This window comes from Streptomyces sp. NPDC031365 (assembly GCF_055569765.1).
The window spans coordinates 117115-129833 of record NZ_JBVIIM010000016.1 but is presented as its reverse complement, the minus strand read 5'-3'; the positions used below and the strand labels follow the sequence as shown (position 1 = coordinate 129833).

12 protein-coding genes and 2 pseudogenes are annotated in these 12719 nt (G+C 70.6%); 4 read left to right on the top strand and 10 right to left on the bottom strand.

Features of this window, described 5'->3' with window-relative positions; all coding sequences use genetic code 11:
• Positions 1–37: 37 nt before the first annotated feature.
• A pseudogene (locus ACZ5C2_RS23415) lies at positions 38–354 on the bottom strand (hypothetical protein); the annotation flags it as partial.
• On the opposite strand from ACZ5C2_RS23415, the gene ACZ5C2_RS23410 reads away from it, so the two are divergent.
• Positions 335–661, top strand: a complete 327-nt coding sequence (locus ACZ5C2_RS23410; RefSeq protein WP_468794321.1) for a hypothetical protein — start codon at positions 335–337, stop codon at positions 659–661. The pseudogene ACZ5C2_RS23415 and the gene ACZ5C2_RS23410 overlap by 20 nt on opposite strands.
• A 42-nt stretch (positions 662–703) precedes the next feature.
• Here ACZ5C2_RS23410 and ACZ5C2_RS23405 read toward each other — a convergent pair.
• Positions 704–1177: pseudogene (locus ACZ5C2_RS23405) on the bottom strand (diadenosine tetraphosphate hydrolase); the annotation flags it as partial.
• Positions 1178–1602: 425 nt separating this feature from the next.
• Here ACZ5C2_RS23405 and ACZ5C2_RS23400 point away from each other — a divergent pair.
• Positions 1603–1989 (top strand): DUF2867 domain-containing protein, encoded by a 387-nt coding sequence (locus tag ACZ5C2_RS23400; protein WP_468794161.1) that lies wholly within the window; start codon positions 1603–1605, stop codon positions 1987–1989.
• Here the strand turns inward: ACZ5C2_RS23400 and ACZ5C2_RS23395 are convergent.
• The 7 genes from ACZ5C2_RS23395 to ACZ5C2_RS23365 all read right to left on the bottom strand — a co-directional run bounded on the left by ACZ5C2_RS23395 (position 1971) and on the right by ACZ5C2_RS23365 (position 9204).
• Complete coding sequence (locus ACZ5C2_RS23395) at positions 1971–2555, bottom strand: dihydrofolate reductase family protein (protein ID WP_468794158.1); 585 nt, start codon at positions 2553–2555, stop codon at positions 1971–1973. The genes ACZ5C2_RS23400 and ACZ5C2_RS23395 overlap by 19 nt on opposite strands.
• 162 nt (positions 2556–2717) lie before the next feature.
• Entirely contained in the window at positions 2718–3158 is a 441-nt protein-coding gene (locus ACZ5C2_RS23390) for a hypothetical protein (protein ID WP_468794155.1), read from the bottom strand.
• Positions 3159–3161: 3 nt separating this feature from the next.
• Positions 3162–4865, bottom strand: coding sequence for an aa3-type cytochrome oxidase subunit I (gene ctaD / locus ACZ5C2_RS23385; RefSeq protein ID WP_468794152.1), 1704 nt, complete (start codon positions 4863–4865; stop codon positions 3162–3164).
• 130 nt (positions 4866–4995) lie between these two features.
• Positions 4996–5535, bottom strand: coding sequence for a hypothetical protein (locus tag ACZ5C2_RS23380; RefSeq protein WP_468794149.1), 540 nt, complete (start codon positions 5533–5535; stop codon positions 4996–4998).
• Between the two features lie 176 nt (positions 5536–5711).
• Positions 5712–6362: a GNAT family N-acetyltransferase gene (locus tag ACZ5C2_RS23375; protein WP_468794146.1), complete on the bottom strand. Its 651-nt coding sequence runs from the start codon at positions 6360–6362 to the stop codon at positions 5712–5714.
• 192 nt (positions 6363–6554) lie between these two features.
• Positions 6555–7616 carry a family 2 encapsulin nanocompartment cargo protein polyprenyl transferase gene (locus ACZ5C2_RS23370; RefSeq protein ID WP_468794143.1) on the bottom strand — a complete coding sequence of 354 codons (1062 nt, stop codon included), beginning with the start codon at positions 7614–7616 and terminating at the stop codon, positions 6555–6557.
• Positions 7617–7797: 181 nt separating this feature from the next.
• Positions 7798–9204, bottom strand: coding sequence for a family 2B encapsulin nanocompartment shell protein (locus ACZ5C2_RS23365; protein WP_468794140.1), 1407 nt, complete (start codon positions 9202–9204; stop codon positions 7798–7800).
• Between the two features lie 292 nt (positions 9205–9496).
• Between ACZ5C2_RS23365 and ACZ5C2_RS23360 the strand changes: the two genes are divergently transcribed.
• Positions 9497–10087 carry an N-acetylmuramoyl-L-alanine amidase gene (locus ACZ5C2_RS23360; RefSeq protein ID WP_468794137.1) on the top strand — a complete coding sequence of 197 codons (591 nt, stop codon included), beginning with the start codon at positions 9497–9499 and terminating at the stop codon, positions 10085–10087.
• 29 nt (positions 10088–10116) lie between these two features.
• Positions 10117–11043: a 1-aminocyclopropane-1-carboxylate deaminase/D-cysteine desulfhydrase gene (locus ACZ5C2_RS23355; RefSeq protein WP_468794135.1), complete on the top strand. Its 927-nt coding sequence runs from the start codon at positions 10117–10119 to the stop codon at positions 11041–11043.
• Between the two features lie 48 nt (positions 11044–11091).
• Here the strand turns inward: ACZ5C2_RS23355 and ACZ5C2_RS23350 are convergent, their stop codons facing one another.
• Positions 11092–12684, bottom strand: a complete 1593-nt coding sequence (locus tag ACZ5C2_RS23350) for a Na+/H+ antiporter (protein ID WP_468794132.1) — start codon at positions 12682–12684, stop codon at positions 11092–11094.
• Positions 12685–12719: the final 35 nt, after the last annotated feature.

Sequence of the window (12719 nt, the reverse complement as noted above, 5' to 3'; positions counted from 1 at the left end):
AGTCAGCCTGGCCTCGGCTGAAGCCGATCCGCTCCCATGACCGCGGTGTGCTGTCCGAGCGCCAAGTGGTGAGGCGAGGGTGCCCCGGCAGTTCGGCACGGCCGGTGGCCCACAACAGGGTGGGCCAGGGATCCGCACCGCCCGGAGCCTCTGGAAACAGACGGGCGAGCACTCGCGAGCAGAGAGCGGAGGGCGGGGTCCGCGCAAGCCCGAAGCCTTCCGCCACATCGTGCATGTGCACCAGCTTTCCTGCACCCCCAACGCCGCGAAGCCTTCGGGGTCCGACACCCCCGCGGCGTGGTGGGCGCGGACCCGGGGCGGCGTCGTACGCGCCATGGCGACCAGCAGCGCACCGCTCCGCTTCGAGCGGCCCACCTCGGTGCCGGCCTGGTCGCTGGATGTCGACTCCGCGCCGGCCGGTGTGCACCGCCGGGTGTGGGAGGCGGTGGCCTCGGACAGCCCGCCGAACACCCTCAGCCCGTTCCACGAGCCCGGTCGATGGAGCCCGCACATCATCCTCGGCCGGACCCGGCGGTCAGGTGCCTTCGCCGGCCGGCGCGTCCCCGGACTGCTGCCGCCGCCGCTGTCGGTCCGGCTCACCACCCCGCGCAGCTACGACACCGAGACCGGCACCCTGGAGGTGCTGGAGCCCCGCCCCTGAGAGGCGAGGAGGCCAACCGCCTGGCGCCCCCGCCAGAGGTGTCACCGAGCGCAGTTGGTCCAGTTCGCCGCTGATCGCATCCCGCAGCGCGTCATGCCGCGGACCGAGCCTGAACTGCTCGTCACTCCACCGTTCACGCGGATAGAGCCACACCGGCTTGCCCACCACATCGGCTGGCTCCCACTCGAACCGCGGCCAGACATGCGCATGCAAGAACGGGTCCCTGTTCCCCAGGATCTCCAGGTTGACCCGGCGGAAAGCCGGGTCCAGCCGCCGGCAGGCACGCTCGACCGCTTCACCGAGCTGGTCCATGTCGGACAGGAACGACAGCCGCTTCGCCCTCGGCAGGGCCGACAGCCGCTGCACATCCGGCTCGTCCACGAGCAGAACCGAGTAACCCGGCAGGAACTGAACGTCTCCGATCACCGCGAACCCCGACGTCAGCCGTCGCAGCACGGTCGGGTTCTCGCCCTTCAGCGCAGCCCCGATCCGGTCCGTCCGCCAGTCACCAGTCATGGCCAAAACGTACATCGGCGATCACGGACCGCTCTTCGATCCCCATCCTCCCCACACACTTCAAAGGCCGGGCAAGTGGGACGAGGAGACGCCTTCAACCGACGAAGGCGCTGCCCTGCCTCCAGCAGACGCTGATTCCCTCATCGACGCCACCGAAGACCAGGGTCCACCTGTGGATCTGGGGTGTCCGCCTTCGCCGCGCCCTGCCCTTGAACGTCGTCTTGTTCCGGCCGCCCACTTCTGAGAGCGTTCATGACTGCTCGTTACCTGCGATGCTGCTCCCGCTCCGAAGATCCTTCCCGTCCGGCGTCTGCTCGTTCCCCGAAGCCAGACCTCTCGGATCACCCCGGCCCTGCTGCGATCGATCGCCCGGGAGGGGCGAGAGAACGCGGCGAGCCGAGCCGGACTCGGGCGTCGGCGGCCGGGTGGCGACGCTGCGCGACCGGCTGCCGGACGACCTGCGCCAGGGGCCGCGAGGGCCCGACCTCAGCACAGTGCCCTTCACATCGGTCTTCCAGACACACGACGAGTGGGCCGCCGAGTACGCCAACAAGACCATGCGCGGGGTGATGCACATCGGCTGGGTCCCCGACGGGAACGGCGGCTACCGCGGCCAGATGGCCGTCCTGGTGAAGCCCAACGGCCGCCTCGGCGCGCTGTACATGCTCGGCATCGAACCCTTCCGGTACCTGGGGGTCTACCCGTCCCAGCCGAGCAGCGCGCCGAGCTTCCAGCGCACGGTGAAGAGAAAGCGGCCCACGGGGTTGCCCCTCAGGGTGGGCCCGGCGGCCGTTCAGCGCTTCCTGCTGTAGGTCCGTACCAGCACACCGTTGCCGAACGTGCGGACCGACTCCAGTGCGAACTCCGTGATCGAGAAGCCGGAGTCGAACATCGGCATACCGGAACCCTGCACGATCGGGTACGTCTTGATGACCAGCTCGTCGATCTCGTCGGCCAGGGCCCCGGCGAGCTTGGCCCCGCCGCAGAGATAGATGTCGTACGCGCTGTCCTCCGCCTTCAGGGCACGCACCCGGCCGACCAGGTCGTCCGCGATGATCTCGACGTTCGGGTCGGGCGACTCCCCCAGCGTGCGGGAGGCGACGTACTCGCGCAGGTGGGCGTAAGGGCTGGTGATCCCGTCCTTCAGAGCCAGGTCGTAGCTGGCCCGGCCCTGGATGATCGTGTCGAACCGCTTGTTGGGCAGGTCGTCCAGGCCGAGCGACCGTCGGCCCGGGGTGGGCAGGGTCTCCGGGTACTCCGTCCTGAGGAACGCGAAGAGTTCCTCATCGACCAGGGCGATCATGGCCGACGCGTCGCCCTCCGGGTCTCCGATGAAGCCGTCGATGGAGCAGGCGATGAAGTACGTGAGCTTTCGCAACGTGGTCTCTTCCCGTGGGCAGCACTCGTCGTGAACAACTTCAGTTGTAGTACTTCAGCCGTAGTGGTTGCAAGGGATTATCGGTACGGGGCAGAAGTGAAGGACAAGGTTCCGTATGGTGCCGGCTGCCGGGCTCCGTGCGGGCCGGTCGCCACCGGACCGCTATCCCGGGTGCAGCCCGCGGCCGGCGACCGCGAGGAACAGGCCCACGACCATGATCGGGACGACGGCTGCGGTGACCGCCACTCCTCGAGGGCGGCGCGTCCCCGAGGACAGCGGTTCATATGACAGTTGGGCCCACTGCCGGGCCGTCTCGCGCCGCTCACCGGCGCGTCGCACGGCAGCATCGACCCCGAGCGCGGCGGCGGCCGTACCGCCCACCGCCGCCACGGCGCAGGGCACCCACCACGCCGTGGCCACGATCAGCACCAGGGCCACCGCACCGAGCGTGCCCCAGCCGATCACGCAGGCGATCGCCGCCGTACGGCGGGAGAGCGGCCGGTCGGCCGCCCCCGCCCGCAGATCGGCCAGGGCCGGCAGGTACCAGACGCTGCCGGCGGCCGTCACCGCCGCGCATCCCAGGGCGAGAACGGGCTGCGGCACGGTTCACCGCTCCGTTTCGAGCGCGGCGATCTCCGGGTGGTGCAGATCGAACGCCGGGGACTCACTGCGGATCCGTGGCAGGGCGAGGAAGTTGTGCCGCGGGGGCGGGCAGGAGGTCGCCCACTCCAGGGAGCGGCCGTAGCCCCACGGGTCGTCGACGCCGACCGGCTTGCCGTACTTGGCCGTCTTCCAGACGTTGTAGAAGAACGGCAGGATCGACAGGCCCAGCAGGAACGACCCGATCGAGGACAGGGTGTTGAGGACGGTGAAGCCGTCGGCCGCGAGGTAGTCGGCGTAACGGCGCGGCATGCCCTCGACACCCAGCCAGTGCTGGATGAGGAACGTCAGGTGGAAACCGGCCGTGAGGGTCCAGAAGGTGATCTTGCCGAGGCGCTCGTCGAGCATCTTGCCGGTGAACTTCGGCCACCAGAAGTGGAAGCCGGCGAACATCGCGTACACGACCGTGCCGAAGACGGTGTAGTGGAAGTGCGCGACGACGAAGTACGTGTCCGAGACGTGGAAATCCAGCGGGGGCGAGGCCAGAAGGACGCCGGTCAGTCCGCCGAAGAGGAACGTGATCAGGAAGCCCACCGTCCACAGCATCGGCGTCTCGAAACTCAGCGAGCCCTTCCACATCGTGCCGATCCAGTTGAAGAACTTCACGCCCGTCGGCACGGCGATCAGCATCGTCATGAAGGAGAAGAACGGCAGCAGCACACCGCCGGTGACGTACATGTGGTGCGCCCATACGGTCACCGAGAGGCCGGCGATGGCGATGGTCGCGCCGATCAGGCCCATGTAACCGAACATCGGCTTGCGGGCGAAGACCGGGATCACCTCGGAGACGATGCCGAAGAACGGCAGCGCCAGGATGTACACCTCGGGATGGCCGAAGAACCAGAACAGGTGCTGCCACAGCAGCGCCCCGCCGTTGGCCGAGTCGAAGATGTGGCTGCCGAACGTGCGGTCGCACTCCAGAGCGAAAAGCGCCGCCGCCAGCACCGGGAACACGATCAGCACGAGCAGCGCCGTCAGCAGCACGTTCCAGGTGAAGATCGGCATGCGGAACATCGTCATACCGGGTGCCCGCATGCAGATGATCGTGGTGATGAAGTTGACCGCACCCAGGATCGACCCGAAGCCGGAGAGGGCCACGCCCATGATCCACAGGTCGGCGCCGATGCCCGGTGAGTAGACCTCGTTGGACAGCGGGGCGTACAGGAACCAGCCGAAGTCGGCGGCACCTCCCGGGGTGAGGAAGCCGGCTGCGGCGATCGTGGAGCCGAACAGGAACAGCCAGAAGGCCAGCATGTTCAGCCGGGGGAAGGCCACGTCGGGCGCGCCGATCTGCAGCGGCATGATCCAGTTCGCGAAGCCGGTGAACAGCGGCATCGCGAACATCAGCAGCATGATCGAGCCATGCATGGTGAACGCCTGGTTGAACTGCTCGTTCGACATGATCTGCATGCCGGGCCGGGCCAGCTCCGCGCGCATCATCAGCGCCATGACCCCGCCGACGATGAAGAACACGAACGCGCTGACCAGGTACAGCGTGCCGATCTTCTTGTGGTCGGTGGTCGTCAGCCAGTCCACCCACGCGGCCCGGCGCCTCACGGGTGCCCCCGCGGCGATCTCCCTGTGTGCCGCGGTCGCCGTGTGCGGCACCGGACGCGTCGGGTCGTCCTCCGCGGTCCTCACGTGCTCCATGCGTATCTCATCCACCGGATGTGTTCCTCCCCAGCTGTTTCGCGCGCCCATGATCGGCGGCGGTGAGGGAGGTGCGCATGGGGCGAAAGGTCCCTGCAAGGGTCCCTGTGCGGGGACCAATGGTCCCTGGTCAGCCCTGTGAGCCGGTGGTGGGCACCGCTCCCCGGGCGGCGCCCGCGGGCCACACGATCTCCACGGGGACGCCTCGCGCGCGGGCATAGGTGACCAGGTGGGCAGTGGCGTCGCGGCCGTTGGATGCGGAGCCGTCCCAGACGGCCAGCAGGAGGCCACCGGCGGCGACGAGACGCTCGTCCGCGCCGATACAGGAGTCGCGGTCCATCGGGTCATAGGTCAGCAGGCGCACCTGGTCGGCGAGGGTGAGCAGTTCACCGGTCGCCATCCGGTCGCGCTGGGGCGGCATGGCCGGCACCCCGGCCCGCGTGGGAAGCACCACGGCCAGCGGGCACCCCGATGCCCGGGCGGCGCGGCCGGATGCCAGGGGAGTTCCCGCGCCCGTACGCACCATGGCCATACCGCGGGCCGGGTGCCGTGCCAGTCGGGACCGCAACTCCGATTCCACCAGCAGAAGCGTGTCCGGGGTCAGGTCGGCGTGTCCCACCACCGCGATGTCCCCGCCCGCCGCGCGGTCGTCGCCCGCCGCCACTTTCATCGCGCTCCCGCCGCCTCGTCGTCCGACGCCCGCCGGATCGCTCGGGACGGTCGGCAGGCGCTGCCCGCAAACCAGTGAAGCCCTCGCGGGCGTCGGCGGCCAGGGCCGAACGTCCCTTCCGGGACCGCGGGGACCACGCATCCGCCCGCGGCACCGGACGGGGTGACACAGGCAATTCAGCCCTCCAGGCCGGCCCGCGCGCCGGTGGCCGGGACGCGGGGTTCGCGCCACATCGGCCACATGTACGGGCCGTCGGGGAGGGCCAGCGGCGCACCTGCCTCGAAGCCGAGGCGTTCGTACAGCAGTCGGCTGCGCCCGCTGCTCGCCTCCAGGTACGCCGCCCGTCCCTCCCGGTCGCAGCGGTCGAGGACGGAGCCGATCAGGGCGGTGCCCAGTCCTTCACCCTGGCGGCCGGGGACGACGCCGATCATCCACAGGTACTCATGGGCCCGGCCGGAGGGGTGGATGTCCGCCGTGAGCCGGCCGATCAACTCCACGCGCTCGTTGTGGGGGTCGACGGCCCGCCGCATCTGCGCGAAGCCGTCGTCGTCCGGCCGCTCCGAGGCGTGAGCGCCACCGGGGCCGGGGTCGTCCGCGGGCACGGACATCCACAGGGCGCAGGCCGAGCCGTCCTCGGTGATGTCGACACGCCCGTCGGCGAGGACGATGTCGGTGAAGGCCGCCATGAGCCTGTGGTGCGTCGTACGGCGGTACTCCTGGCCGGGGAAGACCCAGCCGCTGACCGGGTCGTCCTGGAACGCCTCGTCCAGGAGCCGGACTATCAGCTCCCGGTCCACGTCCCCAGCCGTCCGGATCGCCACGCCCATGTCCGCCCCTTCGTCCCAACCGTGCTTGCCCGTACGGACGTTGAGCCTAACGGGGGACGGTGGCCGAGAGGGCGGGCCCCGCACATCGTGGGGAAGTGCGGGACCCGCCGGGCCGGTGCCACGGTGCCGCGCGACGTCAGCAGTCGCACGGCATCGAGGGGTTCCGGCGACACGGGGACGGCCGGCGAGCCGTCAGGTACTGCGCCGCGTCACGAACTCGGCCAGGGCCAGCAGCCCGCCCGCGGCCTCCGGGTCGGGCACCGCGCGGGCCACTTCCTGCATCGCCCGGCCCATCCGGTCGGCCGCCTGGGTCTGCGCCCAGTCCCGGCCGCCCGCACGTTCCACGGCCAGGGTGATGTGTTCCAGATCCTCCTTCTGGTGCGGAGTCGCGTACACCACGGCGAGTTCCGCGGCCGCCGGGGTGCCGGAGGTGAGCGCGGCCACCACCGGCAGGGACTTCTTGCGGGCGGCCAGGTCCGCACCGGCCGGCTTGCCGGTACGGCGGGGATCACCCCATATGCCGATCACGTCGTCGATCAGCTGGAACGCCAGCCCCGCTTCCCGGCCGAACGCGTCCAGGGCCGCCACCTCCGCGTCCCCGGCGTCCGCGTACAGCGCCCCGATCGCGCAGGCGCAGCCGAGCAGCGCGCCGGTCTTGGCCTCGGCCATGGCGAGCGTCTCGGCGAGGGTGACCTCTCCGGAGGCGCGCCGCTCCATGTCCGTGTCCGCGTGTTGTCCGGCGCACAGCTCCACCACGCAGTCCGCGAGCCGGACCGACGCGGCACGGGCCGCCGGGTGGGGGTCCTCGGCGAGCAGCCGCAGGGCGAGCGCCTGGAGGGCGTCCCCCACGAGGATCGCGTCGGCGTCCCCGAACACCGTCCAGGCGGTGGGCCGGTGCCGGCGTGTGGTGTCCCGGTCCATCACATCGTCGTGCAGCAGCGTGAAGTTGTGGACCAGTTCCACGGCCGCCGCCGCCCGTACGACCGCCGCCCGGGCCGTGGGGCCGCCCACGGCGGAGGCCGCGGCGAGCACCATCGCCGGGCGGATCGCCTTGCCCGAACCTCCCCGGGCCGGGGTGCCGTCCGCGTGTTCCCAGCCGAAGTGGTAGAGCGCGATCCGGCGCAGCGACGCGGGCAGCGACCCGAGGGTGGTTCGCAGCACCGGGTCGACCGCGGCCCGCGCCCGCTCCAGCAGCATCGTCGCCTCGTGCCCGTCCGCGGTGCGCTGTTCCGGCATCGTGGGGTTCTCGGTCATGCGCTCCGTCGTTCGCCCCGGCTGCGGCTCCGTGATGGACTCCGTCATCGACTTCCCCCTGGGACCGGCTCGGTGGAGGAGCAAAGGGATGGCACGTCCGCATGCGTCGAGCACGTACCTCCGAGGTGTACCCGCCCGGGCGGGCGGGGACACGGCATCCGGCGCGGGAGCTCACCGAGGATCACCGCCAGCGGCCGATCTCGACGTTCTCCAGGACGCCGAGCGCGTCCGGTACCAGGACTGCGGCCGAGTAGTAGGCCGTGACCAGGTACTTGATGATGGCCTGTTCGTTGATGCCCATGAACCGCACGGACAGGCTCGGCTCGATCTCGTCGGGGACGCCTGCGGCCCGCAGACCGATGACGCCCTGGTCCTCCTCCCCGGTGCGCAGGGCGATGACGGAGGTGGTGCGGGCCTCGGTCACCGGGATCTTGTTGCACGGGTAGATGGGCACCCCCCGCCAGGTGGGGATGCGGTTGCCGCCCATGTCGATGGTCTCCGGGACGAGCCCCCGATGGTTGAGCTCACGGCCGATCGCGGCGATCGCACGCGGATGGGCGAGCAGCAGCCTGGTCCCGCGCCGCCTGCTGAGCAGCTCGTCCAGGTCGTCGGGGCCCGGCACCCCGTCGTGCGGCTGGATCCGCTGGTCGTACTCGCAGTTGTGCAGCAGCCCGAAATCGCGGTTGTTGACGAGTTCGTGCTCCTGGCGTTCCCTGAGCGCCTCGACGGTCAGCCGGAGCTGCTGTTCCGTCTGGTTCATGGGCTGGTTGTAGAGGTCGGCCACGCGGGAGTGGATGCGCAGCACGGTCTGGGCGACGCTGAGTTCGTACTCGCGCGGCCTGGCCTCGTAGTCGACGAAGGTGTGCGGGATGTCCGGCTCCCCGCTGTGCCCGGCCGCGAGGTCGATCTCCTTCTCGCCGTACGTGTTGGTGCGCTGCCCGGGGAGCGTGACCCGCCGGCGGAGGTGCTCACGCAGGGTGTCCGACCGCTCGGCGACCTGCTCGACCGCCTCACGCGGCAGCACCAGCACGGTGCAGGCGGTGAGGGTGCGGGCCGAGTACTCCCAGATGGCACCCTCACCCAGCAGGGCCTGCTCGCCGAAGTACGCGCCGTCGGCGAGGACCCCGAGCGACTCGTCCTGGCCGTAGGGTCCGGTGCCGACCCGCTCCACCCTGCCGTGTGCCAGCAGGTACACCTCGTCCGCCGGGCTGCCGAAGGAGGCGATCACCTGGCCGGCTCCGACCTCCCGCTGCCGGCAGCGGGAGGCCAGCTCGGTCAGCACCTCCTCGTCCTCGTACGACCTCAGCACCGGCAGTTCGCCCAGCTCCGCCGGGATGATCTCGACGCGGTCGCCGGTCTTCACGAACGTCATCCGGCCATCACCGACGGCATACGTCAGTCGGCGGTTGACCCGGTACGTACCGCCCTGCACATCGACCCAGGGCAGCATGCGCAGCAGCCAGCGTGAGCTGATCTCCTGCATCTGCGGCACGGACTTGGTCGTGGTGGCCAGGTTCCGCGCTGCGGCCGTACCGAGGCTCTGCTGCTGCCTGGCCTGTTCCGTGCGGACGTCTTCGCCTACCGACATAGAGAATTGCCCTCCCCCATAGTGATCAACGCCCGGTCGTGCCGGACGTCGCTCTGCGTGATCAAGCCTCCCTCACGCAACGTGTCCGCGCCATTACCCGATCGAGCGGGGTTGGATCTTGGGAGGGCTGGGCACACATGGGCGCCTGCTCCACGGCGCGGTAGCGGAACGAGATGTCCGGATCGGCTCGCACAGGACCCGAACGAGTAGTTGAACTCGCTCCTTTTAGGTATAGGCCCTGTACCAGGCGGCCGCGGACGGCGACCGCCGTCCGGCACGAAGGAGGGCGGTCATGGCCCCACCCATGTCCGCAAGCGCGTTCCTGCGCGCTCTCAAGGCGGAAGGGCTCACGGTCGTCGAGGTCGGCGACTGGCGCGACCACAACCGCAACCACAAGGGCCCATGGGGCCCGGTGCACGGCGTGATGATCCACCACACGGTCACCAAAGGCAGCGCCAGGACCGTGGAGCTGTGCCGCAAGGGCTACTCGGGCCTGCCGGGGCCGCTGTGTCACGGCGTCATCACCAAGGACGGCCGGGTCCACCTCGTCGGCTACGGCCGGGCCAACCACGCGGGGCTCGGCGACGACGACGTACTGCGCGCGGTGATCGCCGAGAAGCGGCTGCCGGCCGACAACGAGGCGAACACCGACGGCAACCGCCACTTCTACGGCTTCGAGTGCGAGAACCTGGGTGACGGCGAGGACCCCTGGCCGGCGGCGCAGCTCGAGTCGATCGAGAAGGCCGCGGCCGCGGTGTGCCGCCACCACGGCTGGAACGAGCGGTCGGTCATCGGGCACCGGGAGTGGCAGCCGGGAAAGGTGGACCCGCGCGGATTCACGATGACGTCGATGAGGAAGCGGATCGGCGACCGGCTGAAGTGAGGCACGGCGCCCTGGGCGACAATGGCACGGTGACCAGCTCCGACGCCCCCGCCTCCGGCGTCCTCCCGGGCCTGCGTCCGCGGCTGCCCTCGCCACTGCGGGAGGTCGTGGACGGACGGTTCGAGCGGCGCGGGGTCCGGTTGCTGCTGAAGCGGGACGATCTGATCCATCCTGAGCTGGTCGGCAACAAGTGGCGCAAACTCGCGCCGAACCTCGACAAGGCGGCCGGGCGGAGCGTGCTCACCTTCGGCGGCGCGTACTCCAACCATCTGCGGGCCACCGCCGCAGCAGGCCGGCTCCTCGGCCTGCCCACGGTCGGCGTGGTGCGCGGCCAGGAACTCGCCGGCCGGCCGCTCAACCCGTCGCTGGCCCGGTGCGCGGCCGACGGTATGCGGCTGCACTTCGTCGACCGCTCGGCGTACCGCCGCAAGACCGAGCCGCGGACCCTCGCGGCCGTGCTGCGCGCGGCGGACGCCGAGGACGCGTACGTCGTGCCCGAGGGCGGCAGCAACTCCACCGCCGTGCGCGGCTGCCGGGCGCTCGGTGAGGAACTGGCCGGCCACGCGGACGTGGTCGCGGTGGCCTGCGGTACCGGCGGCACCCTCGCGGGCCTGGCCGCCGGGGCCGGCGGAACGCGCGTGCTGGGCGTACCCGTACTCAAGGGCGGCTTCCTGACCGACGGAATACGGAACCTGCAGGAGGGAGCGTTCGGCGGCCCGCGCGGCGACTGGAGCCTGGACGACCGTTTCCACTTCGGTGGCTACGCGCGGACCACGCCGGAACTCGAGACGTTCGCCGAGGACTTCGAACACCGCCACGGCGTTCCGGTGGAGCGTGTCTATGTCGCCAAGTTGCTTTACGCCCTTGTCGCCCTGGCGGAGGAGAACGCGTTCCCGCGCGGGAGCAGGGTCGCCGCGGTGATCACGGGGCGCCCCTTTCCGGAGCAGCACGGCTAGCGGGCCGGTCCGGCGGCTTCCTCCGGCTCGGTCCGCCGGACAGCGCCGTCAGGCCGTCTCGCGGTGGGCCGCTGCCTCCTCCAGGTCCAGTCGGCGCAGCAGGGTCCGCAGCATCTCGTCGTCGATGTACCGGCCGTCGCGCAGTCCGACGAACACCGCGCGCTCCGCGCTGATCATCTCCCGTGACAGTCGTCGGTAGGTGTCGTCCACCGACTCCCCGGTGACGGGGTTGACCTGTCCGAGCCGCTCCCAGACTGCGTTACGGCGGCGTTCCAGGACGCTGCGCAGCCGGTCGGCGAGCGGTTCCGGCAGGGCGTTGCGCTCGTCGGAGAGGAGTTCCTCGAGGCGCTGCTCGGCGCTCCTGGAGGCCTGCGCCTGGGCGTTGGCCTCCGCGAGAGTCTCGGCCTGCGTGTCCCGCCCGGGAAGCTTCAGCACGCGGATCAGCGGGGGCAGGGTCAGACCCTGGACGACCAGGGTGCCGATGACGGTGGTGAAGGTCAGGAAGAGCAGCAGGTTGCGGTGCGGGAAGTCCTCGTTCTCGGCGGTGATCGGGATCGAGAAGGCGATGGCCAGGGAGACCACGCCTCTCATTCCGGCCCATGCGACGACGAACGGGCCCTTCCAGCCGGGTCTGCCCTCACGTTCCCGGATCCTCGCCGACAGCATCTGCGGCAGCCAGGTGGCCGGGTAGACCCAGAGGAACCGTACGGCGACGACCACGACGAAGACGACCAGCGCGTACCAGGCGGAGTCGAGGCCCTCGTGCTCATCGAGCCCTCTGAGGACGACGGGCAGTTGCAGTCCGATGAGGGCGAACACCGCGGACTCCAGGATGAACGCGACCATCTTCCACACCGCCTCTTCCTGGAGCCGGGTGGCGAAATCGACCTCCGCCGCGCGGTGCCCCAGGTAGAGGGCGACGACCACGACGGCGATGACGCCGGAGGCGTGCACCTGCTCGGCGGCGGCGTACGCGATGAACGGGATGAGCAGGGAAAGCGTGTTCTGCAGCAGCGCTTCCTTCACATGGGTGCGCAGCCAGTGCAGCGGGACCATCAGCACCAGGCCGAACGCCACCCCGCCGACCGCCGCGAGCAGGAACTCCCCGATTCCCCCGGCCCAGGTCGCGCCCTCACCCACCGCCGCCGCCAGGGCCACCCGGAACGCGGTGATCGCGGTGGCGTCGTTCAGCAGGGACTCGCCCTGGAGGATCGTGGTGATGCGCGAGGGCAGGCCGACCCGGCGTGCCACCGCCGAGGCCGCGACCGCGTCCGGCGGTGCCACCACGGCGCCGAACACCAGGGCCGCGGTCAGGGGCAGGGCGGGCACGAGCAGATACAGGACCCAGCCGACGGCGAGGGTCGCGAACAGCACGTATCCCACCGACAGCAGCGCCACCGGCCGTACCTGCGCCCGCAGATCGAGGTAGGAGCTCTCGGTGGCCGCCGTGTACAGCAGCGGGGGCAGGATGAGCGGCAGCACGATGTGCGGGTCGAGCGTGTACTGGGGCACCCCGGGGAGGTAGCTGACCGCCAGGCCGGCCGTGACCAGCAGCAGCGGCGCCGGCAGCGGGGTGCGCCGGGCTGCCGCGGCGATCGCGGCACTACCCGCCACCAGTAACAGCAGAGGCATCACATCCATGTCCCGCCCACCCTCGTTTCCGGCGCGGTCGCTCG